At 68.9% G+C, this 25,126-nt stretch carries 24 protein-coding genes and 1 tRNA gene; 22 read left to right on the top strand and 3 right to left on the bottom strand.

What is annotated here, in order from left to right; translation table 11 throughout:
• Positions 1-49 precede the first annotated feature (49 nt).
• From ftsH to RN743_RS00840, 19 genes are all read left to right on the top strand, one after another.
• Positions 50-2,050 carry an ATP-dependent zinc metalloprotease FtsH gene (gene ftsH / locus RN743_RS00930; protein WP_310775292.1) on the top strand — a complete coding sequence of 667 codons (2,001 nt, stop codon included), beginning with the start codon at positions 50-52 and terminating at the stop codon, positions 2,048-2,050.
• A gap of 29 nt (positions 2,051-2,079) precedes the next feature.
• On the top strand, positions 2,080-2,997 hold the full coding sequence (gene folP, locus RN743_RS00925) for a dihydropteroate synthase (RefSeq protein WP_310775290.1): 918 nt from the start codon (positions 2,080-2,082) through the stop codon (positions 2,995-2,997).
• Complete coding sequence (gene cdaA / locus RN743_RS00920; RefSeq protein ID WP_310775288.1) at positions 2,997-3,866, top strand: diadenylate cyclase CdaA; 870 nt, start codon at positions 2,997-2,999, stop codon at positions 3,864-3,866. Before folP ends, cdaA begins: the two co-directional genes overlap by 1 nt.
• A 57-nt stretch (positions 3,867-3,923) precedes the next feature.
• Positions 3,924-4,580, top strand: coding sequence for a MotA/TolQ/ExbB proton channel family protein (locus RN743_RS00915; RefSeq protein ID WP_310775286.1), 657 nt, complete (start codon positions 3,924-3,926; stop codon positions 4,578-4,580).
• 51 nt (positions 4,581-4,631) lie between these two features.
• Positions 4,632-5,054: a biopolymer transporter ExbD gene (locus RN743_RS00910; RefSeq protein ID WP_310775284.1), complete on the top strand. Its 423-nt coding sequence runs from the start codon at positions 4,632-4,634 to the stop codon at positions 5,052-5,054.
• Positions 5,055-5,501: a biopolymer transporter ExbD gene (locus tag RN743_RS00905; RefSeq protein WP_310775282.1), complete on the top strand. Its 447-nt coding sequence runs from the start codon at positions 5,055-5,057 to the stop codon at positions 5,499-5,501.
• Positions 5,502-5,539: 38 nt separating this feature from the next.
• Complete coding sequence (locus RN743_RS00900) at positions 5,540-6,199, top strand: energy transducer TonB (protein ID WP_310775281.1); 660 nt, start codon at positions 5,540-5,542, stop codon at positions 6,197-6,199.
• A 144-nt stretch (positions 6,200-6,343) separates the two neighbouring features.
• Positions 6,344-7,042, top strand: a complete 699-nt coding sequence (locus RN743_RS00895) for a YggS family pyridoxal phosphate-dependent enzyme (protein ID WP_310775280.1) — start codon at positions 6,344-6,346, stop codon at positions 7,040-7,042.
• Positions 7,039-7,674 (top strand): DivIVA domain-containing protein, encoded by a 636-nt coding sequence (locus RN743_RS00890; RefSeq protein WP_310775278.1) that lies wholly within the window; start codon positions 7,039-7,041, stop codon positions 7,672-7,674. Before RN743_RS00895 ends, RN743_RS00890 begins: the two co-directional genes overlap by 4 nt.
• A gap of 79 nt (positions 7,675-7,753) precedes the next feature.
• On the top strand, positions 7,754-10,990 hold the full coding sequence (gene ileS / locus RN743_RS00885; protein WP_310775276.1) for an isoleucine--tRNA ligase: 3,237 nt from the start codon (positions 7,754-7,756) through the stop codon (positions 10,988-10,990).
• The gene (locus RN743_RS00880) at positions 10,987-11,364 is read left to right on the top strand and encodes a TraR/DksA family transcriptional regulator (protein ID WP_310775274.1); all 378 of its coding nucleotides are present in this window, start codon (positions 10,987-10,989) and stop codon (positions 11,362-11,364) included. The genes ileS and RN743_RS00880 overlap by 4 nt, the downstream gene beginning before the upstream one ends.
• A complete protein-coding gene (gene lspA, locus RN743_RS00875) occupies positions 11,357-11,950 on the top strand; it encodes a signal peptidase II (protein ID WP_310775272.1) in 594 nt (197 codons plus the stop codon). Before RN743_RS00880 ends, lspA begins: the two co-directional genes overlap by 8 nt.
• A 1-nt stretch (position 11,951) precedes the next feature.
• Positions 11,952-12,938, top strand: a complete 987-nt coding sequence (locus RN743_RS00870; protein ID WP_310775270.1) for an RluA family pseudouridine synthase — start codon at positions 11,952-11,954, stop codon at positions 12,936-12,938.
• 73 nt (positions 12,939-13,011) lie between these two features.
• Positions 13,012-13,236, top strand: coding sequence for a hypothetical protein (locus tag RN743_RS00865; RefSeq protein ID WP_310775268.1), 225 nt, complete (start codon positions 13,012-13,014; stop codon positions 13,234-13,236).
• Positions 13,237-13,304: 68 nt separating this feature from the next.
• Positions 13,305-13,379 (top strand) — tRNA-Val (locus tag RN743_RS00860).
• Positions 13,380-13,441: 62 nt separating this feature from the next.
• On the top strand, positions 13,442-16,594 hold the full coding sequence (locus RN743_RS00855; protein ID WP_310775266.1) for a hypothetical protein: 3,153 nt from the start codon (positions 13,442-13,444) through the stop codon (positions 16,592-16,594).
• 4 nt (positions 16,595-16,598) lie between these two features.
• Complete coding sequence (locus tag RN743_RS00850; protein WP_310775264.1) at positions 16,599-17,528, top strand: CopD family protein; 930 nt, start codon at positions 16,599-16,601, stop codon at positions 17,526-17,528.
• Positions 17,529-17,556: 28 nt separating this feature from the next.
• Positions 17,557-18,867 (top strand): Zn-dependent hydrolase, encoded by a 1,311-nt coding sequence (locus RN743_RS00845; protein ID WP_310775262.1) that lies wholly within the window; start codon positions 17,557-17,559, stop codon positions 18,865-18,867.
• A 26-nt stretch (positions 18,868-18,893) separates the two neighbouring features.
• The gene (locus RN743_RS00840) at positions 18,894-20,309 is read left to right on the top strand and encodes an aspartate aminotransferase family protein (protein ID WP_310775260.1); all 1,416 of its coding nucleotides are present in this window, start codon (positions 18,894-18,896) and stop codon (positions 20,307-20,309) included.
• A 33-nt stretch (positions 20,310-20,342) separates the two neighbouring features.
• Here RN743_RS00840 and RN743_RS00835 read toward each other — a convergent pair whose 3' ends face one another.
• Positions 20,343-21,446, bottom strand: a complete 1,104-nt coding sequence (locus RN743_RS00835; protein ID WP_310775259.1) for a carboxylate-amine ligase — start codon at positions 21,444-21,446, stop codon at positions 20,343-20,345.
• A 142-nt stretch (positions 21,447-21,588) separates the two neighbouring features.
• On the opposite strand from RN743_RS00835, the gene RN743_RS00830 reads away from it, so the two are divergent.
• Both RN743_RS00830 and RN743_RS00825 read left to right on the top strand, forming a co-directional pair.
• Positions 21,589-21,909, top strand: a complete 321-nt coding sequence (locus tag RN743_RS00830; protein WP_310775257.1) for a hypothetical protein — start codon at positions 21,589-21,591, stop codon at positions 21,907-21,909.
• A gap of 123 nt (positions 21,910-22,032) precedes the next feature.
• The gene (locus tag RN743_RS00825) at positions 22,033-22,326 is read left to right on the top strand and encodes an HU family DNA-binding protein (protein ID WP_310775255.1); all 294 of its coding nucleotides are present in this window, start codon (positions 22,033-22,035) and stop codon (positions 22,324-22,326) included.
• 78 nt (positions 22,327-22,404) lie between these two features.
• Here the strand turns inward: RN743_RS00825 and RN743_RS00820 are convergent, their stop codons facing one another.
• Complete coding sequence (locus tag RN743_RS00820; RefSeq protein WP_310775253.1) at positions 22,405-23,541, bottom strand: VWA domain-containing protein; 1,137 nt, start codon at positions 23,539-23,541, stop codon at positions 22,405-22,407.
• Complete coding sequence (locus RN743_RS00815) at positions 23,538-24,422, bottom strand: MoxR family ATPase (protein ID WP_310775251.1); 885 nt, start codon at positions 24,420-24,422, stop codon at positions 23,538-23,540. The genes RN743_RS00820 and RN743_RS00815 overlap by 4 nt, the downstream gene beginning before the upstream one ends.
• Positions 24,423-24,607: 185 nt before the next feature.
• Here RN743_RS00815 and RN743_RS00810 point away from each other — a divergent pair, with 185 nt between their 5' ends.
• Entirely contained in the window at positions 24,608-25,090 is a 483-nt protein-coding gene (locus tag RN743_RS00810; protein ID WP_310775249.1) for an SRPBCC family protein, read from the top strand.
• Positions 25,091-25,126: the final 36 nt, after the last annotated feature.

The raw sequence follows: 25,126 nt of genomic DNA, 5'->3' as shown, positions 1-25,126 counted from the left end.
GCGGCCGGAGTCGAGACATCGGACCTTGAACAGGTCGGAATAGATCAAAATGAGACAAGAACAGCCGCAGAAGCCGGACGGCAGCGATCCCTCGGGGCGCATGCACCGATGGCTCAGGACGGCGTCGTTCTGGGCCCTGTTGATTCTGATCCCGGTCGCCCTCCTCCAGTTCATGGGAGGCGCCAGGGAGGCCCGGGAGACGCTGAGCTACACCCAGTTCCGGGAGCAGATCGAGCAGCGGAACATCGAGTCGATCCAGGTGCGCCTCGGCACCGGCGAGGTGGAAGGCACGCTCCGGAGCGCGATCCCCGTCGACGAGGCGGAGATCGCGAACTTCCATCTTCTGCTGCCGACGCTGGAGATCGGCGATGCCCTCATGAGCGAACTGCTCGAGGCCGACATCACGATCGAGACGCTCCCCGCCCGCAGCAACTGGCTCAACGTATTCATCTCGATCCTTCCCTGGATCTTCATCATCGGGCTCTGGCTCTTCGTCATCCGACAGATGCAGGCCGGAGGGTCGCGGGCGTTCAGCTTCGGGAAGTCGAAGGCCCGGCTCCTGAGCGGAGACACGCCGAAGATCACCTTCGCGGATGTCGCGGGTTGCGATGAAGCGAAGGACGAACTGCAGGAGATCATCGAGTTCCTCAAGGATCCGCGGAAGTTCTCGCGGCTGGGCGGGCGCCTGCCGAAGGGCGCGCTGCTCGTCGGCCCGCCGGGGACCGGAAAAACGCTTCTCGCGCGAGCTGTCGCCGGGGAGGCCGGCCGGCCGTTCTTCTCGATGTCCGGCTCGGACTTCGTGGAGATGTTCGTCGGCGTGGGCGCCTCCCGCGTGCGCGACCTCTTCGAACAGGGGAAGGCCCAGGCCCCCTGCATCATCTTCATCGACGAGATCGATGCGGTGGGACGCCACCGGGGGGCCGGCCTCGGAGGGGGGCACGACGAGCGCGAACAGACCCTGAACCAGTTGCTCGTCGAGATGGACGGGTTCGAATCGAACGAGGGAGTGATCCTCCTCGCGGCGACGAACCGGCCGGATGTGCTCGATCCCGCGCTCCTGCGCCCCGGTCGCTTCGACCGCCAGATCGTGGTCGACAATCCCGATATCAAGGGACGCGAGGGGATCTTCCAGGTGCACACGCAGGACATCCCGCTCGCCGACGATGTCGACCTCGCGGTGCTCGCGAAGGGGACCCCCGGACTGTCGGGTGCGGATATCGAGAACGTCGTGAACGAGGCCGCGCTCATCGCGGCGCGGGACGACAAGGATCGCGTCTACATGGAGGAGTTCGAGCGGGCCAAGGACAAGGTCATGCTAGGCACCGAGCGCCGGAGCATGGTGATCTCCGAGGAGGAGCGCCGCGTCACGGCCTACCACGAGGCGGGGCATGCCGTCGTCGCCCTCCGCGTCCCGGGCCTGGATCCGCTCCACAAGGTGACGATCGTCCCGCGCGGGCGGGCCCTCGGGATCACGGCTTCGCTCCCCGAGGAGGACCGCCACAACTACACGAAGGAATGGCTCGAGGGTCAGCTCAAGATGCTCTTCGGCGGGCGCGTGGCCGAAGAGATGATGTTCGGCGCCGGCAAGATCACGACCGGCGCGGGCAACGACATCGAGCGCGCGACGGATCTCGCGCGCCGCATGGTCACGCAGTTCGGGATGTCCCCGGCCGTGGGCGCGATGTCCGTGGGGGACCGCGAACAGGAAGTCTTTCTGGGGCGGGATCTCTCCCAGCGCCGCGAGGTCAGCGAGAAGACGGCCGAACTCGTGGACGGCGAGATCAAGCGCATCCTGGATGAGTCGTACGCCGCCACGGGCACCGTCCTCGAGGAGAATCAGGCGCTGCTCGAATCGATCGCGGAGGCGCTGCTGGAGCGCGAAACGCTCGATGCGGAAGACATCAAGCTGCTCGAGGAGGGCCGGGAGCTGCCGGCTCCGGCTCCGGAACCCGCGCCGCCGCAGCCGCAGCCGGCGGCCCTGGAGCCGGCGCCGCAGCGCGAGCGTCCGCTGGAGGGTGCGGGGGGCGAACCCGCCCCGGCCCCCGCCTAGCCGTCCGTGGCGGAACCCGGGCGAGCGGGATGAGCCTCTCGGCGGTGGGGTCGGCGCGCGCCTGGCGGGCCGGCGATCGGGGGATCTCTCTTGAATCGCCCGTGATCGCGGGAATCCTGAACGTCACGCCCGATTCGTTCTCGGATGGGGGCCGGTTCGAGGAGCCTCGGAAGGCGATCGCGCGAGGCCGGGAGATCGCGGAAGAGGGAGCGGCGATCCTCGATATCGGGGCCGAGTCCACCCGCCCCGGCGCCGATCCGGTGCCGGCGGACGAGGAATGGGCCCGGCTCGAACCCGTGCTCCGCGGCCTGCGCGACCTCCCGATCCCCATCTCCGTGGACACGCACAAACTCGAGGTGGCGGAGCGGGCGGTGGACGCGGGCGCCGCGGCGATCAACGACGTGACGGCCCTGCGCGCCGATCCGGGGCTGGCGAGGCTCGCGGCCCGGACGGGCGTCGGACTCGTCCTCATGCACATGCGCGGCACGCCCCGCACCATGCAGCTCGACACCGCCTACGGCGACGTTGCGGCGGAGGTCCGCGGCGCGCTCGCCAACGCGCGGCGGACGGCGCTGGACGCGGGCTGCGAGCCGGACCGGATCGCGGTCGACCCGGGGCTTGGCTTCGGCAAGTCGCTGGAAGGCAATCTCGAACTGCTGGCCCGGCTCGACGAGATCGCGTCGCTCGGGGCGCCCGTGTGGGTCGGCCCGTCGCGCAAGTCCTTTCTCGGGGCGCTGCTCGATCTGGGGCCGGCCGAGCGCGTCACCGCCTCCGTGGCCGCGTGTCTGGCCGCGGCGCGGCGCGGCGCCGATGTGCTCCGGGTGCACGACGTCCGTGAGACGCGTCAGGCCCTCGACGTCGAGCACGCGATCGATGCCGGCCGCGGTGGCGACGTTCGCGACGCCCGCACGTTGGTCCGCCCGCGGGCGGCCGGAGGGGGCAGCTGATGGGCGCGCTCTGGAACTACGTGGGCCTACTCGAGATCGACCTCCTGGACGTCTTCGAGATCACCGTCGTGGCGGTCCTCATCTACCGGGTGCTCATCCTCTGGTCGGGCACCCGTGCGTTCCAGATGCTGTTCGGCCTCGTCCTTCTCGTCGCGGTGTACGCGGCGGCGGGATGGCTCAGCCTCGACCTCATCCGGTCGATCCTCTCGCAGGCCTTCACCTACGGCGCCTTCGCCCTCATCGTCGTCTTTCACCCCGAGCTGCGGAACGCGCTCGCCCGGATCGGCCGCAGCCGGGTGCTGAGCGCGCTGACCCGGCTTCAGGAGCGTAGCGAGGCGGTCGCGGACGAGATCGCGAAGGCGGCGGCCGAACTGTCCCGCACGCGGACGGGGGCGATCATCGCGCTCGAACGCGAACTGTCGCTCGAAGAGTACATCGAGAAGACCGGGACGCGCCTCCGGGCCGACGTATCGTCCAGCCTGCTCGTGTCGCTGTTCACGCCGAAGTCGCCCCTCCACGATGGGGCGGTCATTGTGCGCGACGGGCAGATCGTGGCCGCCGGCGTCCACCTGCCGCTCACGCAGTATCCTCTCAGCGACCGGACGCTGGGGACCCGGCACCGGGCGACGCTCGGCCTTTCGGAGGAGACCGACGCCTACGTCGTGGTCGTGTCCGAGGAGACGAGCCAGATTTCTCTCGCCCGTCGCGGTGTCCTGCGCCGGAACCTCGCGGCGCAGCAGCTCCGGGACCACCTGGCGGCGGACGTCCCGGCGCCCGAACTGAGCCGCCCCGGCGCGGATCGGGACGTGGAGTCGGCGGATCGGCCGGACGGGCCCCAGCGGTTTGACGAGGCTCCGTCCGTCCCCTAAACTTTTCAAGATACACCAGGCCGGGACCGGGCGACAAATCCCTCACGGGCAGGCGATATGGGCAATCAGTACGAGCTGCTGACGCTGTTCACCGATGGCGGGTTCATGATGTACCCGCTTGTCCTCTGCTCGCTGATCGCGATCGGCGTGATGCTGGCCAAGGCGTGGACCCTCTGGATTGCCCACCGCGACTCCAGGAAGCTGCTTGACGAGATCGAGAACCTCGGAGTCAGCGGCCGCCTCGGTGAAGCGATTACGACGGCGGAAGAGACGCGGGGGCCGGTCGCGGCGATCCTCCTCGCCGGTCTGCGCCGGCTCCGCGACCGCGGCAGCGATGCGCGCTCCGACGGTAAGGACATCCAGAAGGCGATCGCGACGACGGGCGTGATCGAACTCGATTTCCTCGAACGCGGCCTGACCGTGCTGGGTACGATCGCCAACGTCGCCCCGATGCTGGGGTTCCTCGGAACCGTGATCGGGATGATTCTCGCCTTCCAGGCCATCGAGATCGCCGGACAGGTGGAGCCGGGACTCGTCGCCGGCGGCATCAAGGTGGCGCTCATCACGACCGCCACCGGCCTCTCGATCGCGATCCCCGTCAACATCGGCTACAACTTTTTCGTCACCCGCATCGATCGTCTCATCCTCGACATGGAGGAGGGGGCGCAGGAGGTGCTCGGGCTCATCTGGGACCTCGAGGACCGGCGCGCCTAGGCGGCGGGCCGGGATCGTATCCCGGAAGGCAAACGGAGAAAGAAGTCCACAATGGCGATCATGAAGCGCAAGCAGAAGGTGTCGGATGAGATCCCGACCTCTTCGATGGCGGACATCGCGTTCCTCCTCCTGGTCTTCTTCCTCACGACCACGGTGTTCAACGAGGAACGGGGACTCCCGATCGTGCTCCCGGAGCAGGCCGAGGAGCAGGATGTTTCGGGAAGGAACCTGATCTTCTTCATCGTGCAGCCGGACGGCCGCGTCATCGTGCGCCGGGGCGAGAGCGAGCAGGAACAGGTCGTGGCGCACACGCAGGTGGCGAACATCCTGCGCACCGAACTGGCGGGCAACGAGAATCTCATCGCCGCCATTCAGACCCACCCCGAAGCGCCCTACCGTCACATGGTCAACGTGCTCGATGAGGTGAAGCTGGCGGGCGCCGAGCGAATCTCGCTTCAGGAGATGGAGAACTAGATGGCCATCAAGGACAGCGGCTTCAAGAAAAAGTCCGGGTCGGACGGGTCGATCCCCACCTCATCCATGGCCGACATCGCGTTTCTCCTCCTCATCTTCTTCATGGTGACGACCGTCTTCCGGAAGGACCGGAACCGGCAGATCGAGTGGACGACCGCCGAAGCCACCGAGAAGATCGACGAGAAGCGGCAGAACATCCTCCATCTCTGGGTCCAGCGCGACGGTTCGGTCTGGATCAACGACGTGCTGACGCCGTTCGAGGACATCTCGGAAACGGTTCGGCCCATCTACGCGGAGAACCGGGAACTCGTGGTCGCGATTCGCGGCGACTCCGAGGTGCCCTATCAGCAGATCAATACGATCACGGAAGAACTGCAGGCGTCCGGCGCGGTCCGCGTCACCTTCGCCACGCGACTCGAGCAGCGCGCAATGCGGGCTCGGCGCTAGCAGACACACGACGGGTTTCTGGAGACCGGGAGAGAACGATGGAAGAGACCGGAATTCGGCTCACCGCGAACGATCAGTTCAAGCGAGCGAGCACCAACTGGACGCAGATCGGCCTCATGGTTGCCGTCACGCTCCACTTCGGGCTGTTTGTCCTCGTGCGCCCGTTCGAGGCCGCGGATCTCGGGTTCGTGGCCGAGGAGATCGAAGCCGTGGCGCTGCCGCCCGAGGTGAAGATCCCGCCGCCGCCGGAGCAGATCGCCCGTCCGGCCACGCCGCGGGTCGCTTCGGTCGACATCTCCGAGGACATCACGATCGCGGAAACGACGTTCGAGTCGTTCACGACGGACAACGCGCTGCCCCCGCCTCCCGAGACCGGGAGCCCGGCGGACCGGCCGTCCTTCATCGCGTACGATACGCCGCCCGTGATGCTGAACGGGGGTGAGATTCAGCAGATTCTGGAGCGGGAGTATCCGCGCACGCTGAAGGATGCCGGCATCGGCGGCCGCGTCGAACTCTGGCTCTACGTGACCGAGGATGGAGCCGTCGAGAACTTCGAGGTGAAGACCTCTTCCAATAACGGCCTGCTCGATGAGGCCGCGGGGAAGGTCGTGCAGCAGATGAGGTTCACGCCCGCGAAGAACCGTGACAAGGTCACGGCGGTCTGGGTCTCCCAGTGGGTGACGTTCCAGGTGATCTAGCCCGTCCCACGGATCTGAGGGAGCAGCAAGCGCCCGGCGACGCCCAGAGCGACGCCGGGCGCTTTTTTCCGTCCCGTCGCGCACGGCCCGGAACTCCGGCGGAGCGGCTCGCATCGCCGGACGCGCGCCCCTAAACTGTGCCGCGTGACGAAAGATCAGGTCGAGGCCCGGCTGGCCAGGGTGACCGAGCGCATCGACGCTGCGGCGAGGCGGGCCGGACGGCGTGCGAGCGACGTCGAGATCCTTCCCGTGACGAAGGGACATCCCGCCCGGGGAATCGAGATCTTGAACGCCCTGGGCGTGGGCCGGATCGGCGAAAACCGGGTGCCGGAGGCCGAGGCCAAGCGGTCGGAGCTGGGACCGACGCCCGGTGTCGCGTGGCACCTGATCGGCCGGCTGCAGCGCAACAAGGCGCGACGCGCGGTTCGGCTGTTCGATGTCGTGGAGTCCGTGGACAGCGTGCGGCTCGCGGGCACGCTGAGCCGGATCATCGGGGAGGAGCGGTGCGGACCGATCGAGGTGCTCGTGCAGGTGAACACGTCGGGGGAGGCTGCGAAGGCCGGCTTGGGTCCGGATGCCGCGCCCGATGCCGTCGCCGAGATCTGCGAGCTGCCGGGTCTGCGCGTGGCCGGACTGATGACGATGGCGCCCTTTACGGGGGACGAAGCCGTGGTGCGACCCGCGTTTCGAGGCGCCGCACGGCTGCTGGAGCGCTGCCGGGCGGAGGTTCCGGACTTTGAGGGCCGGGCGCTCTCGATGGGGATGAGCAACGATTTCGAGATCGCGATCGAGGAGGGGAGCACGCGGGTGCGGCTCGGCACGGTGCTACTGGGGGAACGATGATCGACCTGACGCCGTTGGACGTCCGCAAGAAGAAGGACGATTTCAGGCGTTCCGTGCGCGGGTACGATGCACAGCAGGTCGATGCGTTTCTGGCGGTTGTGGCGGACTGCCTCGAACGCCATGTGCGCGAGCACGTCGTGCTCAGCGACCGGATCGAGCAGCAGAAACACCAGTTGGAGAGCTACAGGGCTCGCGAGCGAGCCCTGAACGAAGCGCTCCTGGCCGCGCAGGAGTTGCGCGAGGAAGCCCGCCTGCAGTCCGAGCGCGATGCGACCGTGCGGGTCCGCGAGGCCGAGATGCGCGCGGAGGCGGTTCTCTCCGACGCGGAGCGAGCCGTCCGCCTCTGCCACGACAAGGTCGAAGACCTGAAGGCGACGCGGGGCCGCTTCCTCGCCTCCCTGCGAAAGCTGTTCGAGCGTTTCGAAGAGTACCTCGACTTCGAGGATGAACGGTTCGGGGATGGAGCGAGCGATGTCGATCGGTTCATCGAGCGGTTGCGGGGCATGAGCGGAGGCTCCGAGCCGGTCGAGCCGACCCGGGACGGGGCTCCCGCTGCGGCCGGGGACGCCTCCCCCCCGCCTCCATCGATTAGCCGGGTCGACGTCGGCGGTTCGGGCGCCGCGTCGACCTGACCGCGGCGCCCGGCCGCGCCCGCCCGCCGTTCCGACGACTGCGTCGGCGATCCAGGACATCACCAGACGGGGTACCTCCATGGCCTACCGGCCAATACCGGAGTCCGTACGCGGGCTCGAAACCGAAGTCCTCGCACGCTGGGAGGAAGAGGAGACCTTCGAGCGCAGCCTCGCGGCCCGGGCGGCTGCGCCCGATTTCGTGTTCTACGAGGGGCCGCCGACCGCGAACGCCGCTCCCGGCGTCCATCACATCCTTGCCCGCACGATCAAGGACGCGCTGGCGCGGTACCGCACCATGTCCGGTTACCACGTGCCGCGGAAGGCGGGCTGGGATACCCACGGGCTGCCGGTGGAACTCGAAGTCGAACGTACGCTCGGCATTTCCGGCAAGCCGGACATCGAGCGCTACGGGATCCGGAAGTTCAACGACGTGTGCCGGAACAACGTGTTCCGCTACCAGGACGCCTGGGAGCGGTTGTCCCGGGACATCGGCTACTGGCTGGACTACGGCGCACCCTACGTCACGTACTCGCCCGAGTTCATCGAGTCGGGCTGGTGGGCGCTCTCGGAGATCGAGAAGCAGGGCCTGCTGTACCGGGGATATCGCGTCATACCGACGTGTCCGCGCTGCGGCACGGGCCTCTCGAGCCACGAGGTGGCGCAGGGTTACCGGGACGTCACCGAGCCGGCCGTCTACATCAAGTTCCACCTCGTGGACGACCCGGACGACGCGCGAATCCTGAGCTGGACCACGACCCCGTGGACGCTTCCCGGCAACCTCGGCCTCGCGGTCGGGCCCGACATTCCGTATGCCCGCGTCCGCGTCCTGCCCGAGGGCGCGGACGGCGCCATGGCCCCCGCGCGGGCGCACGACGGGCCGGGCGGGGCCTCGCCCGGTGAAGTGCTCATCCTGGCCCGCGACCGCGTCTCCGAGGTTCTGCGGCACCCGTATGAGATCGTCGGGGAAATGCGCGGGGACGAACTCGCGGGGCGGAGCTACCTGCCCCTCTTCCCGGGCGCGGTGGACCGGGCCGGCTCCACCACGGCGTGGACGGTGCTCGAGGCGGACTTCGTCACGGTCGACGAAGGGACGGGTGTCGTCCACACGGCGGTGATGTACGGGGAGGACGACTTTCGGCTCGGCGAGGCCGCGGGGCTGCCGATGCAGCATACGGTCGGCGGGGACGGACGATTCCTCGACGCGGTGCCGGGCGGACTCGCCGGGATGCACGTCAAGGATCGGGAGACCGAGCGCGCGCTCCGCGACTGGACCGTCGCGCACGACCAGCTGTACGTGCGCGAGATGTACGAACACAGCTATCCGCACTGCTGGCGCTGCGACAGCGCGCTCCTCTACATGGCGCGCGATTCCTGGTATATCCGGACGACCGCGGTGAAGTCTCGCCTGCTCGAGCACAACGCGTCCATCGACTGGCATCCGCCCGAGACGGGATCCGGCCGCATGGGCGAGTGGCTGCAGAACAACATCGACTGGGCGCTCTCACGCGAGCGGTACTGGGGGACCCCTCTCCCCATCTGGCTCTGCTCCGAGGACTGCGGGCGACGGGAGGTGCTCGGCTCCTTCGCGGAGCTGGGGCGCCGCGCCGGCGGCCTCCCGGAGGACTTCGATCCCCATCGGCCGGGGATCGACGGATACGAGTGGAAGTGCGGCGTCGACGCGTGCGGCGGGACGATGCGGCGCGTGCCGGAGGTCGCCGACGCGTGGTTCGACTCCGGCTCCATGCCCTACGCCCAGTGGCACTATCCGTTCGAGAACCGCGACACCTTCGAGCGCTACTTCCCGGCCGACTACATCGCGGAGGGCGTGGACCAGACGCGCGGCTGGTTCTACTCCCTCCTCGCCCTCTCGACCATCCTCTTCGACCGCGCGCCGTTCCGGGCCGTCGTCGTCAACGACCAGGTGCTCGACGCCAAGGGGCGGAAGATGTCGAAGTCGCGCGGCAACGCGGTGGACCCGCGCGACGCCCTCGACAGCTACGGAGCCGACGTCACGCGCTTCTACTTCCTATCGGGGTCCAACCCGTGGGTGCCGAAGCGGTGGGACCCGTCGGCGCTGCGCGAGACCGACCGCAAGCTGTTCGCCACGCTCCGCCACACGTATCGCTTCTTCGCCCTCTACGCGAACGAGGAAGGGTGGTCCCACACCGCCTCCGCGCCGACCCCGGTCTCCGACCGAAGCGACCTCGACCGCTGGGTGCTCGCGCGCCTCGACCGGGTCGCGCGGATCGTGGGAGGGGCGCTCGACGCGTTCGATCTCACGGCCGGCGCGCGCGCCATCCAGGAGTTCGTGCTCGACGACGTGTCGAACTGGTACGTGCGCCGCAGCCGCGACCGCTTCTGGGCGACGCAGCCGGGGGCCGCGGCCGCGAGCGCCGACGCGTTCGCGACGCTGCACGAGTGTCTCGCCACTACCGCGCGGCTGCTCGCCCCGTACGCCCCGTTCATGTCCGATTGGCTGTATCGGGCGCTCACGGACGACACATCCGTCCACCTGGCGGACTTTCCGGAGCCGGCGGGACGTTCGGAGCCCGAACTCGAACAGGCAATGGAGGACGTGCGGCGGCTGGTGGCCCTGGGCCGCGCCGCGCGGGAAAAGGCGGGGGTCCGGATCCGGCAGCCGCTGCGCATGCTGCACGCCGTGCTGCCCGAGGGGCGGGCGCTTGCGGACCCCATGGCGGCACTGGCGATGGAAGAACTCAACGTAAAAAAGGTTGTGTCGCTGGAGGACAGTGAAGATCTTACCCGGCTGTACGCCAAGCCGCGGTTCGGGGTCCTGGGTCCGAAACACGGCGCGCGCACGCCGGCGGTCGCGGCCGGCATCGCGAACCTGGACGCTGCTGCCCTGAGAACGCTCAGGGACGGGGAACCGCTCGACATCGAGATCGGGGATGAACGGGTTCGGGTGACGCCCGAAGACCTCGTGATTCAGGAGGAGACGCTCACCGATCTCGCCGTGGCGACGGGGGGCGGTTACCTCGCCGCCGTGGACACCGATATCGATGATGCGTTGCGCGCCGAAGGTTACGCGCGGGAGATCGTGAACCGCGTGCAGCGGCTGCGGCGCGACGCGGGGCTCGAGGTCGCCGACCGCATCCGCCTCGGCGTGGCGGGTCCGCGGGAGCTGGAACGGGCCGTGTCGACACATGCGGACTACATTGCCGGCGAGACGCTGGCAGTGGAGGTGCGAACCGGGTCGGCCCCGCGGGGAGGCCTGAATGAAGCTGTGGTGAAGATCGACGACGTCGAGGTCCTCATCGGAATCGGCGGCGTCGGCGAAGGCGCCCGAGAAGGATGAACGCGGAACAACGGAAACACATCGAGAAGAGGCTGCTCGAGGCCCGGGCGCGCGCGACGCGGGAGCTGGGGCAGTACGACGAAGAGTTCACGAGCTCCCTTCAGGGGGCGGACAGCGACCTGGCCGCGTACAGCTTCCATATGGCGGACCAGGGGACGGACGCCATGGAGCGCGAGAAGGCGTTCCTGTTCGCGAGCAAGGAGGGTCGGCTGCTCTACCACATCGACGAGGCGCTGAGGCGGCTCTACCGGAACCCGGAGCAGTTCGGAAGGTGTGAGCACTGCGGCGACGAGGTCAGCTTCGAGCGGCTCGATGCCCTCCCGCACGCGCGGCTTTGCATCCGGTGCAAGGAAAAGGAAGAGACCGGTGCCTGAAGCCGCCGGGCACGTGGACGACGCCACCCCCGAACAGGAGTCGCCCGGGTTGCCGGGCAACGGCGATCGCGCCGCGCGACTCTGGCTGACGCTCGTTCCGATCGTCGTCATCCTCGCGCTGGACGTCGCGACCAAGGCGTGGGTCATGAACACGTTCGAGTTGTACGAGCGAACGCCGGTGATCGGCGACTTCTTCCGCCTCACCTACACGCACAACCCGGGAGCCGCCTTCGGGCTCAACATCGGCGAGCATTCGCGGGTCTTCTTTCTCGTCCTCTCCCTGATCGCGCTCGGCGTCCTCGGCGTCCTCTACCGCGGCACGCCGTCCTCCGACCGACTGCGCGTCCTCGCCATCTCGCTCGTCGCCGCCGGCGCGCTCGGCAACATCTGGGATCGCATCCGGCTGGAAGCAGGGGTCGTGGACTTCCTCGACTTCGGCATCGGCACGAGCCGTTTTCCCATCTTCAACGTCGCGGATTCCGCCGTGACGGTCGGCGCGGTGCTGTTGCTGATCTCGTTCTGGCTCGAGGGCCGGCGCGAGCGGGAGATGGCGGCCGCGGCGGCGGAGGCGGCGGCCCCCGAGTGACGTGAGTCCGCCCGAGTCCGACGCGGAGGGTGCGGGCGAGCGGCGGCGCATCGAGATCGGTGAGGACGCGGCCCTCGACCGGCTCGACCGCCTGTTGGCCGAACGCCTGTCCCTGAGCCGGGCCCGGGTCGCGCAACTCATCTCCGACGGCCGGGTCACCATCGGCGGACAGGCGGTGCGGAAGCGGCATCGGCCGCGGCCTGGAGACCGGATCGAGATCGAACTGCCGCCCCCCGTCTCCACCCGGTTGGAACCCGAAGACATCCCGGTGGAGATCCGATACGCGGACGACGACCTCGCGGTGGTCGAGAAACCGGCCGGCCTCGTCGTCCACCCGGCGCCCGGCCACCCGGGAGGCACGCTCGTGAACGCCCTCCTGTTTCACCTCGGCGGCCTGTCGAGCATCGGGGGCGACCGCCGGCCCGGGGTCGTGCACCGGCTGGACAAGGACACGAGCGGGCTCATGCTCGTCGCGCGCCGGGACGAAGTGCATCGAGCGCTGTCGGCGGCGCTCCGCCGCCGCGAGGTCGAGCGGGGCTACGTCGCCGCGACCTGGGGCCACCTCGACGAGGAGCGCCTCACGGTGGACCGCCCGATCGGGCGCGATCCGCGCGACCGGAAGCGGATGGCCGTGCACGAGGCCGGCCGGCCCGCGGTGACGCACTTCAAGCGCCTCGAACGCTGGAACGCCGCGGAACTGCTCGCCGTGCGGCTCGCCACGGGGAGGACGCACCAGATTCGGGTGCATCTCGGATCGCTCGGGCACCCGGTCGTCGCGGACCCGATTTACGGGCCGGACTGGGAACGGGGGTTCGGTGGCGCCGGGGGGCGCTGGGCGGAGGCGCTCCGGCGCCGGGCCGGGCGACTCTTCCTGCACGCCGCGCACCTCGCGTTCGAGCACCCCCGGACCGGCGAGGCGCTGTCGTTCGCCTCGCCGCTGCCCCCACCGCTCCTGGAGGCCGCGGAATGGGCCCGGGCGACCTCGTGAGGTGCTCCCGGAGGGCCGCGGACGCGCCCGCGTAACGGTTGACGCATGTCGGAGGGACGTCTAGCGTCCCCGCATGAACCAGGGAAGACGAGACCGGCGGGGCGGGGACGCTCCCGCCCGGGGCCTCCAGTTCGGATTGGCCAACTACGCGGCGTTCGCGCTCGGCCTCACGTCGATCGCCGTTGGGTACGTGCTGCTCGACCGTGGATCCGTGACGGCCGCGCCGCTCCTGCTCATCCTGGGCTATGCGGTGTTCCTGCCCGCCGGACTGATCCTGGGCTGGCGCAAGCTCGGCTAGGGACACGACACCAGGGGACCCGGCCCGCGGAGGACCCGTCACAAGTCTGCGCGGCTGGCGGCGATTCGGGGCGAATAGCTCAGCCGGTTCAGAGCGCCTGCCTTACAAGCAGGAGGTCGGGGGTTCGAATCCCTCTTCGCCCATTGAACTTACGCGATCCGGAGGGTATTTCGCCCCTCCACCAGACCATCCCGGGAGAACTCTCATGAAGTCGCCGCGCAGCGCATTCCGGCTCGCCCTCGCACTCTTCGCCGTTCTCGCCGCCACACCGGCCCAGGCCCAAAGCCCCGCCGCCATCTCGGCTGCGCTGGGCGACATCGAGTGGCGACACATCGGTCCCGTGAACATGGGCGGACGGGTGTCCGCCATCATGGGCGTGCCGGGCGATCCGCGGACCTTCTGGGTCGGAGCGGCCAACGGGGGCGTCTGGAAGACGACCAACGGCGGCGTGACCTTCGAGCATCAGTGGGACGACGAGAACACCTACTCGGTCGGGGCGCTGACGCTTGCCCCCTCCGACCACAACGTCGTATGGCTCGGCGCCGGCGAGGGCGACCCGCGCAACTCGGTCTCGTACGGTGACGGCGTGTACCGTTCGACCGATGGCGGCGCCACCTGGACCCACCTCGGCCTCGACGACAGCGAACGCATCAAGCGCATCGTCGTCGACCCGCGCGATCCCGATGTTGCCCTGGTCTGCGCGATGGGCCACGAATGGGGCCCCAACCGGGAGCGCGGCGTCTTCCGTACGACCGACGGTGGCCGGACCTGGGACCACGTGCTGTTCATCGACGAGGACACGGGGTGCTCGGACATCGACATCGACCTGACGAACCCCCGCAACGTCTACGCCGGCATGTGGACCTTCCGCCGCCTGCCGTGGCGTTTTGACGACGGTGGCAGGGAGACGGCGCTTTACGTCTCGCGCGACGGCGGCATCTCGTGGAAGAAGATCGCGACGACGCCGGACGAGCCCATGGCCCGCATCGGCATCAGCGTGGCGCAGTCGCGTCCGAACATCGTCTACCTGATCACCGAATACCCCACCGCCGGCACGCTCTTCATGTCCGACGACTACGGCGAGACCTGGGAGATGGTCAACGACAACAAGAACCAGCTCAACTTCCGGCCCTTCTACTACTCCGACGTCTACGTCGACCCGTCCGACCACGAGACGCTGTACACGCTCTCGGGCGGGCTGTCGAAATCGACCGACGGAGGCCGGACCTTCGACCGCATCGCCAACGACGTGCACGGCGACCACCAGGCGTACTGGATCGACCCGGAAGACGGCGAGCGGATCCTCTCGGGCTCGGACGGCGGCATGCAGGTGTCGTACGACGGAGGCGCCAACTTCCACATCTTCCGCAACTTCAGCCTTGCGCAGTACTACCACATCTTCGTCGACGACCGCGACCCGTACTACGTGTGCGGCGGGCTGCAGGACAACGGCAACTGGTGCGGGCCGAGCCGGCTCAACGACCGCCGCGGCATCCTGCCCGGCTATTTCTACACCGTCTCCGGCGGCGACGGCTTCTACACCGTGCCGGTGCCGGGCCAGCCGAACCTCATCTACTCGAACGCGCAGGGCGGCTACTTCCGCATCACGGACACGAACTCGGGGCAGATGCGGTCGATCGAGCCGTGGCCGCTCATGATCGGCTCGGTGGGGCAGGGCATGTACCAGGCGAGGTACCGTTTCAACTGGGACGCGCCGATCGTCATCTCGCCGCACGACCCGGCGACGGTGTACTGGGGCGGCAACGTCGTCTTCCGCAGCAACGACTACGGCCACTCGTGGGACGTGATCAGCCCCGACCTCACGACCGACGACCCGGAGAAGCAGCTCGATTCGGGCGGCGAGATCTACCTGGACAACACCGCGGCCGAATTCCACACCACGATCCTCACCATCGCCGAGGACGAGTTCGAGCCGGGCGTGATCTGGGTCGGCACCGACGACGGCAACGTGCAGATCACGCGCGACAACGGCGCGACGTGGGCGAACGTCCGCGACCGCGTGCCCGGCCTGCCCGCCGAGACCTGGATCGGCAACATCGAGGCGTCGCCCACGGATGCCGGCACCGCGTACATGGCCGTCGACAACCACCGCCTCGACGACTTCACCCCGCACCTGTGGGAGACGCGCGACTACGGGCAGACGTGGCGAGACATTTCCGCCGGGCTCCCGCAGGACGACTACGTGAAGGTCGTGCGGCAGCACCCCTCGAACCCGGATCTGCTCTTCGTCGGCATGGAGCGCGGCATCTTCGCGTCGTGGGACCGCGGCGACACGTGGGTGGACATCCGCGGCAACCTTCCGCGCGTATCGGTGCGGGGCGTGAAGATCCAGCGCCAGTACAACGACCTCGTCATCGGCACGCACGGGCGGGGCGCGTTCATCCTCGACGACATCCAGCCCATGGTCGAGCTGACCGAGGCCATCGGCCAGGACGCCCACCTCTTCGACATCCGCATGGCGACGGAGTGGGAGATGTGGGGCCGCACCAGCAACTTCGGACAGAGCCGCTTCGCGGGGGAGAACCCCGCCCCCGGCGCGTGGATCCACTTCCATCTCTCGGAGGATGCCGCCGAGGCTGCGGGCAACTCGGTCGATGTACGTATCACGGACCGCAACGGCACGCTCGTGCGCGAGTTCCAGCACCGTGACGTCACGCCGGGCGTCAACCGCGCGATCTGGGACCTCCGCTGGACCGGCGCGGAACCGATTCCGGGACAGGGTCCTCCGGGTGGAGGGTTCTTCTTCTTCGGCCCGACCGGCCCGCCCGCCGTCCCGGGCACCTACACGGCGACGATCGATGTGGGCGGCACGGAGCTGTCGAAGGACTTCCGGCTCCGCGGCGACCCCAACGTGGCGGCCTCGCAGGCCGTGTACGACGAGCGCTTCACCGCGGCCATGCGCGCACGCGACCTCGAGACGCGCCTCAATGAGATGATGGGGACGATCATCGATCTGGACGGACAGATCGACGGACTCCTCGAGTCCATCGAAGGCAAGGAGCTGTCCAACGAAGAACAGGTGAGAGCCGTCGCCGACGATGCTCAGAGCCAGCTGACGGCGGTGTCGGGCGAAGTGCGGCGTCCGCCGGGATCGATGGGCTACCGCGACTGGCCGCGCCTCATCGAGCAGCTTCGCAACATCTCCCGCGCGGTCTCCGGCCCGCAGGCGCGACCGACGGTCGGGCAGATGGAGGTGCTGACGGAGATCGAAGCCGGCGCCGCCCAGCGGGCCGAGGAGCTCTCCGGCATAGTGAACGGCGTGATCGCCGACCTCAACGACCTCCTGGAGGACGCGCCGAAGATCATTACGAACTGGCGGCGGGTGGTGATCAGCTGATCGCATGTGGTTCCTGATCGGCACGCTCTCGCGCTGGGCGCTGTTCGCGGGCCTCCTCGTCGCGGTGGGCGTGGTGGCCTTCAAGCTGGTCGTTCTCAGGCGTTTCCCCGGGTTCGAGCCGGAGGGGGACGATGCCGCCGGCGCGATGCCCGAGCGGCTGGCCGCGCGGATCGGGGGGCTTGCCGTACTGCTGGCGGGTGCGGGCGCCCTGGGCCGACTCGCGGCGGAGGTGAGCGTCTTTCGCGATCCGTTCGAACCGCTGGGGGCCGAGGTTCGCCTGCTCGTGACCGCCACTTCCTGGGGTCGGGCGTGGCTCGCGCAGATCGCGGCGGTCGTGCTCTCCGGGCTGGCGTTCGCTCTCGCGGCCGCGCGGGGTCCGCGGGCGGAGTTCGGCTGGATGGCGGGCACGGCGGGGGTGGTCCTCCTCGCGTACACGCCCGCGTTGGCCGGGCACGCGGCCGGCGCCGAACACTTTGTCACTCCGGCGGTTACCGCTCACGTCTTCCACATGGTGGCGGGAGGTGCGTGGCTGGGTACGCTGGCTGTGATAGCGGGAGTCCTGGTTCTGGGACGGCACCGGGGGATTCCGATCTCGAAGCGCCGCATCATTGACTGGATCTCGGCCTTCTCTCCGCTCGCGCTGGGCTCGGCGGCGGTCATCGCGGTCACGGGGCTCTTCCAGGCGTGGCTCCACGTCGGCACGGTCTCGGCGCTCTGGACTGAACCCTACGGCCGGACGTTGAGTCTGAAGCTCCTCGTCGTCCTCGGAGTCGCGGGTTGCGGCGCTTACAACTGGCGCCGCGCTCCCGGCCGGGTCGCGGACGCAGGAGATCCGCCCCGGCTCCCACCGACCGTTGCCGTCGAATTGGGCGCGGCGGGTCTGCTCCTCCTCGTCACGGCCATCCTCACCGGTACGCCACCCCCGGTCCATTGAAGCCGATGGGAAGCCCGGCGGGACGCGCGTGGGCCGGTCCCGAACCGTGACCGCGATCTCGGAACTCCGGGTGAACGGAGACCGGCTGTGGGGACGCATCGAGGAGATGTCGCGCATCGGAGCGACGCCGGCCGGGGGCGTCCACCGCCTGGCCCTGAGCGAGGAGGACCGTCGGGCGCGCGACCTCTTCCGGGCGTGGGCCGAATCGCTGGGCCTTGCCGTGTCGGTCGACGGGATCGGCAACATGTTCGCCCGCCGGGAAGGAACGGGTGTTGCCGCCGGGAGCCGGCCCCCTCTCGTGCTCGGGAGCCACCTCGACAGCCAGCCGACGGGCGGACGGTTCGACGGGCCGCTCGGCGTGCTCGCGGCGCTGGAGGTCGTGGAAACGCTCGAGGAGCACGGAGTGCGGACGGCGCGTCCGATCGAAGTGGTGAACTGGACGAATGAGGAAGGCGCGCGTTTTCCGCCCGCCATGATGGGCTCGGGCGTGTTTTCGGCCCGCTTCGAACTCGCGGACGCCCTCGGCGCGGCGGATGCGGACGGGACGACGGTATCCGACGCCATCGACCGCATCGGCTATCGCGGCGCGCTCCCCGTCGGGGGTCGTCCGATCGCCGCCGCGCTCGAGCTGCATATCGAGCAGGGTCCGGTTCTCGAGGAGGAGGGATGCGAGATCGGCGTGGTGACCGGCGTGCAGGGTGCGCGCTGGTTCGACCTGTCGCTCATGGGTGACGAAGCGCACGCGGGGTCGACGCCGATGTCGCGGCGAACGGATCCGGTGGCGGCGCTTGGGCGGTTCCTCGTCGACGCGTATCGCCGCGTCGAACGCGACTTCGCGCCGCACGGACGCCTGACCTTCGGGGTCCTGGCCGCCGAGCCGGCATCGCGGAACACCGTGCCCGGGCGCGTGACGGTCAGCGTGGACCTCCGGCACCCCGACGCCCCCACCCTCGACGACATGGAAGACGCTCTGCGCGAGGCGGCGACCGACGCCTGTCTCGAACGGGGCGCGGCATGGCGGCTCGACGACGTTTGGCGCTCGCCTCCGGTCCGGTTTTCCGGCCGGTGCATCGACGCGGTTCGCGCGGCGGCGGATCTGTGCGGCTATTCCTCGATGCCGCTCATGGCCGGCGCCGGCCACGACTCCGTGCACACCAACGACGTCGCGCCGACAGGGATGATCTTCGTCCCCTGCGAAGGCGGCATCAGCCACAACGAGGCGGAGAACATCACGCCCGCACAGGCGGAGGCGGGCGCCAACGTCCTCCTCCAGGCGGCGCTCAGGCTCCTGGACCCACCGCCGGCTGATATGTTGTCCGCGCCGACGAACCAAGTGTAGCGCGACACTACGCCAGGAGGCGCCGCGTGACCGCCACGACGAACCCCGCTACGACGAACCCTGCTACGTCGACCCCCGCCGGAACGGCCACGGCTCAGTGGCAGGACCTCGACCGACGCCATCACGTGCACCCGTTCATCGACCCCCGGATCGTGGCCGAGAAGGGGACGCGCGTGATCGTGGGCGCGGAGGGCCGCCACCTCATCGACTCCGATGGCCGGCGCATCCTCGACGGCATGGGCGGCCTGTGGTGCGTGAACCTCGGCTACGGGCGCGAGGAACTCGCGAGGGCGGCGTACGACCAGATGGTCGAACTGCCCTACTACAACACGTTCTTCCGTTCCGCGCCGCCGGCCACGATCGAGCTGTCGCGGGTGCTCGCGGAACTCACGCCCGGCCCGATCGCGCACACCTTCTTCTCGAGTTCGGGTTCCGAGGCGAACGACACCATCGTCCGGCTCGTCCGCCGGTACTGGGATCTCCGCGGAAAACCCGCCAAGAAGACGTTCATCAGTCGGACCTACGCGTATCACGGCAGCACGATGGCCGCCGCCAGCCTGGGCGGCTTCGAGGCCATGCACGCCATGGGCGACCTGCCGCTGCCCGGCTTCGAGCACGTCATGCCCCCTTACTGGTTCGCCATGGGGGCGCCCGGCGAGACGCCGGAGGAGACCGGCGCGCGGGCGGCGCGGGCGGTGGAGGAGAAGATCGCGGAACTCGGCGCGGACCGCGTGGCGGCGTTCATCGGCGAGCCCGTCATCGGCGCCGGAGGCGTCATCGTGCCGCCGGACAACTACTGGCCCGAGATCCAGCGCATCTGCCGCGAGAACGACGTGCTCATCGTCTGCGACGAGGTCATCACCGGCTTCGGCCGCACCGGGGAGTGGTTCGGCGCGCAGAAGTTCGGCATCGAGGCCGACCTGATGACGATCGCCAAGGGACTCACCTCCGGCTACCTGCCGATGTCCGCCGTGCTCATGACCGACGCGGTATACGGCGTTCTGGCCGAGGGGGGAGTGATCCCGCACGGATACACCTATTCGGGCCATCCGGTCGCGGCCGCCGTCGCCCTGGAGAACCTCCGGCTTATGAAGGAGGAGGGCGTCGTCGACCGGGTGAGAGAGGACACCGGACCCTACTTCCAGGCGCGGCTGAGGGAGTTGAACGATCACCCGCTCGTGGGCGAGGTGCGCGGCGTCGGACTCGTGGCCAGCGTCGAACTCTCGAAGGACAGGGCGACCCGGGAACTGTTCGAGCCCATGGGCCAGGTGGGGGCGCTCTGTCACGAGCACCTCTACGACGAGGGGGTCGTGTTCCGCGCCATGCGCGACGTCATGTGCACGAGTCCGCCGCTCACGATCACGCGCGACGAAATCGACGAACTCGTGACGAAGGCCCGCGCGGGCATCGACCGGACGGCGCGGGACCTCGGCATGATGTAGCGCCGAGCGCCGCGCCATCACGCGCGGGACGCTTCAGACGCCTTCGAGCGTCTCCGCCATGAGGTGCCGGACCACGGCCCGCGTGTCGCCGGTCTCTTCGTACACGGCGAGTTGCCGCTGCGAACTCGACCCTTCCCGGAGGATCCGGAGCGCGTATTCCACCTCCGCGCGGGTGCCGAGTTCGTCGACCACGTCATCGAGGAACCACTCGACGATCTCGATGATCAGATCCGCCGCCGGGTGCTCGGTCTGCCGCCCGAAGTCGATGAGCTTTCCGGTCAGCCCGTATCTGGCCGCGCGCCACTTGTTCTCGGCGAGCAGGACCTCGGGGTACTGGCGGAAGGTGAGGTTGTCGCGCCGCAGCTTCCACAGCTTCGCCACGATCCCCTGGAAGATGGCGGCGATGCACACGACTTCCTCCACGCGCGTGCACATGTCGCACACGCGGAACTCGAGTGTCGGGAACTTGTGATTGGGACGGACGTCCCACCAGATCTTGCTCGAATCCGCGATCGTGTTCGAGCGGACCATCGTCTCGATGAAGTGCTCGTACTCGTTCCAGCTTCCGAAACTCATCGGGATGCCGGTGCGCGGGAAATTCCGCCAGATGATGCTGCGGTAGGAGTGCAGCCCCGTCTTCGACCCCTCCCAGAACGGGGAACTCGTGGAGAGCGCCAGCAGGTGGGGAAGGAAGTACCGCGAGACGTTCATCGCGTCGACCATGAAGTCCCGGTCCTCGATGCCCACGTGGATGTGGGTGCCGAAGATCAGGTTCCGTTCGGCAACCTGCTGCAGGTCCTCCCGCAGTCCGACGTAGCGGTCGAGCGGCGTGATGTCCTGCTGCTCCCAGGTCGAGAAGGGATGCGTCCCCGCGGCCACGATGGCGAGTCCCTTCTCGGCGACCGTGCCGCTGACGAGGCGGCGCATGCGCACCACCTCCTCGCGCGCCTCCGCCACATCCCGGCACACCTCGCTTGCCGTCTCCACGCAGGCCTGGTGAAGCTCCGGGTGGATCTGCTCGCGCGTCTCCTCATCCCCTTCGAGAATCTCGGTGATGAACGACGTGAGTTCGCCGGTCTCCGGATGGACGACCTGGTATTCCTCTTCGATCCCGAGCGTAAGTGAAGGCGCTTTCATGTGACCCTCTCCGGGGAGCGTTCGAAGCCGCGGGGGCAAGCCGGCGTAGCCGCGGGGGCAAGCTACTTTCGAGGATCGCCGGAGGCCATGTATGTTCCTCCGTCCCCGACCGACCCGTTTTCCCGACACGGAGGCACCATTGATGGACTGGCTCTACGCAACCTGCATCTTCTGGATTGTGGCTGCGATCTTCTTCGGCGGCATCTACGACGCGGAGACCGGCTCGCCCGGACGCCAGGCACTGGGGCTCGTGCTGAATCTCGCTGTGTTCCTCGGCATCTTCTCGGTGCTGCGGCTGGCCCTCGGCGGCCTGGGCGGAGAGAGCGCGTTCATGAACCTCGTGTGGGGACTTGCCGTGCCCGCGGCCGTGCCTACGATGCTGCTCGGCCGGATCGGGAACGTGGTCTTCAAGCTCGTGGGCGTCACGATGACACGGAAAGTCTTCTCCGCGGACGCCCACTAGCCGGCTGCCGGCAGGACCCTTCCCGGGGCGAGATCGCGCGCCACACTTGCAATCCGGCGATGGTGCGCGAATTATGCGCCCGGATCGCTCGTCGGAGCTTACTTTCAACAGGGAGAACCCAAGATGACCAAAGACGATTTCGCGGCGAAGCTCGCCTCGCAGGCCGGCTTGAGCAAAGCGAGCGCGCGGGATGTGATCGACTGCATTTTCTCGACGGATCCCGGCACGGGCATCATTGCAGGCGAGCTTGACGCCGGCCGCGACTTCACGGTCACCGGCTTCGGCACGTTCGGAACCCAGCACCGCAAGGCGCGCATGGGTCGGAACCCGCAGACCGGCGCGTCGATTCAGATCGCGGCCATGAACGTCCCCACGTTCAAGGCGGGCAAAGGGCTCAAGGATCGGGTCCGAGCCTAGAACGATAGCGCGGCGGGACCCGGAATCGCCCGGGTCCCGTTCGCGGTCGCCTTCCAACTCCGTTTCTTTCTTCTCCAGTCACAACCTGAGCAGCCCCGGGAGCGTCCTCAGCGCTTCGAGGCTGTGCCCCGACTGGAAGTAGTCCACGTACGGGAGCGCGGTGCGCATGCCCCGGGCTTCGGGCGCGTAGCGCGAACTCTCGAGCAGGGGATTGAGCCAGATCACGCGGCGCGCGCGGCGCTGAATCCAGCCCATGGCGCGCCGCAGCGGTTCGACTTCGCCCTGGTCGAGTCCGTCGGAGAGGATGATGACGAGCGTTCGCCGGCCGAGCATCCGCTGCCCGTGCAGGGTCACGAACGCCTCCAGGCACTCGCCGATCCGCGTCCCGCTCGACCAGCCGCGGGCCCGCAGGCGGTCCAGCGCGGGGTCGATCTCTTCGCCGGCCAGCCAGGGCGTGAGGTGCGTGAGACGCGTGCTGAACGCGAAGGTCTGGATGTCGCGGGCGCGCCCGCACCCCAGGAGGAAGCGCAGCAGGAAGCGGCTGTAGCGCTCCATCGAACCGCTCACGTCGCAGAGGACGACGAGCTGCGGCGGCACGTGTCGTCGCCGCCGCCTCGCCAGGCGGACGAGTTCGCCCTCGTGCGCGACGAGCGACCGCAGCGTCCTCCGCACATCGATCGGCCCGCGGCGGCCGCCCGGCTCGAGTCGGCGGCTACGGCGCGTGGACAGCCGTACCATCAGCCGTTCAAGCCAGACGTCGACCTCGCGCAGTTCCTCGTCGCCGATCGAGGCGAAGGAACGCCGCGCGAGCGAGTGCGCGGCGCTGTACACGGCGCCGATCGGACGCTCCCGGGCGTCCCCCTCGTCGGTCGCCTGCTCCACCAGGTCTTCGCGGGCCGCCGCGAGCCCGTCCGGTCCGGAAGGCGCGCCGGGCGTCGGCCGGTCCCCCCGGCCCGACGCGGCCTTCGACAGGAGATTCTCGACGGCGGATGACGGCCGCGCTCCCCGCCACCACGCGGGGAAGCAGCGCTCGAAGACCTCGAGGTCCGCGGCGCTGGAGCAGAACGCCGCCCGGAGGCCCGCCCGGACGTCCTCCACGTCCTCCGCATCGAGATGCGTTAGCGCGGCGACGGCCGTCGTGGACTCCGACAGCGCGCACGCCACGCCTTCGCCGCGCAGTCGGCGGCCCAGGTCGACGACGCGCTCGGGCGTCAACTCCCCCCGTCCCCCGACGAGGCGAGCAGCTCGCCCAGTCTTTCCTCCGTAAGGCCGGCCAGGTCGTTCGGGTCCTTCACGAGCGCCCCGATGGCGTCACGCGCGGTCGCCGGTCGCAGAGGGTCCGCCCCGAGGTGTTCGAGGGCCGAGGCGAAGTCCAGCGTCTCCGCGACACCGGGAGGCTTCGCGAGCCGCTCCCGCCGCAGCCGCTGGGCCAGTTTAACGGCCTCCCGGGCCCGGGCGGCGGCGATGTCCGGCCGCCGCCGCCGCAGGATCTCCACCTCCCGCGCCGCGTCGGGGTAGTCGATCCACAGGTAGAGGCAGCGCCGCCGCAGCGCGTCCGACAGCTCGCGCGTCCCGTTCGAGGTGAGCACGACGACGGGTCGCGTCCGGGCCTCGACCGTGCCCAGTTCCGGGATCGAGACCTGGAAGTCCGACAGGAGCTCGAGCAGGAACGCCTCGAACTCCTCGTCCGCCCGGTCCACCTCGTCGATGAGAAGGACCGGCCGCGTCTCGCAGCGAATCGCGCGCAGGAGCGGCCGCTCGAGCAGGAAGTCCGGCCCGAAGATCGTGCGCTGCACCGCCTCGGCATCGCCGCCGCCGTCCTGCAGGCGGATGTGGAGGAGCTGCTTCTGGTAGTTCCACTCGTAGAGGGCGGTGGGAAGGTCGAGCCCCTCGTAGCACTGAAGGCGAATGAGTTCCGCTCCGAGCCATGTGGCGACGGCCTTGGCGATCTCGGTCTTGCCGACGCCGGCGGCCCCCTCGACGAGGAGCGGCTTCTCCATGGCGAGGCCGAGATGGACCGCCGTCGCGATCCCCCGGTCGGCGATGTAGCCCGCCGCTTCGAGCTCCTCGATGATCTTCGCGATGTCGGGTTGCAAGGCGGCGACCTCCCGGTTGCGGGTGCGACGCGGCCGTCTCAGCTTCCGGTGGAAGCCGATCCGCGGTAGAGCCGCTCCCGGCAATATAACCGTTCCCACGGAGACGACGCCCGACGCGGCCGCCAACCGGCGATCCCCCCCCTGTCCGGCTCCGCTCCGCACACGCAGACCCCCGAGGACCGAAGATGGCGATCGAGATAGAGAAGAGTTTCGATGTCCCGCAGTCCGTGGACGAGGTGTGGAGCTTCCTGACGGATCCGGAGCGGATCGTCGAGTGTCTGCCGGGCGCGACCCTCCTCGAAGCGGTCGACGAGCGTACGTACCGGGGGGAGATCGGGCTCAAGCTCGGCCCCATCGGGACGCGCTTCCTGGGCGAGATCCGCTTCGACGAACTCGACGCGGGGCGCCATCACATGAAGATGACGGGAGAGGGACGGGATCGACGCGGCAGCGGCAACGTGAGAATGACGATGTTGAGCCATCTCCAGTCTGTAGAAGCGGGGGAGGGCGAGGAGGGAGGCGGAGGCGGGACCCGCATCTGGGTGTCGCAGTCCATCGCGCTGACCGGACGGCTGGCGTCGTTCGGGCGCGGCGGCGTGATTCAATCGGTCTCGAATGTTATGTTCAACCGCTTCACGGGATGTGTGCGTGAGAAGCTGGCGCAGTGATCGGCGGAGCGCGGCTGCGGGGCGCGACTTGCGCAC

The sequence above is a fragment of the Candidatus Palauibacter scopulicola genome, assembly GCF_947581915.1.
Taxonomy (GTDB): domain Bacteria; phylum Gemmatimonadota; class Gemmatimonadetes; order Palauibacterales; family Palauibacteraceae; genus Palauibacter; species Palauibacter scopulicola.
Note: the sequence above shows the minus strand (reverse complement) of the source record. Positions and strands in the feature narration are given on the sequence as shown.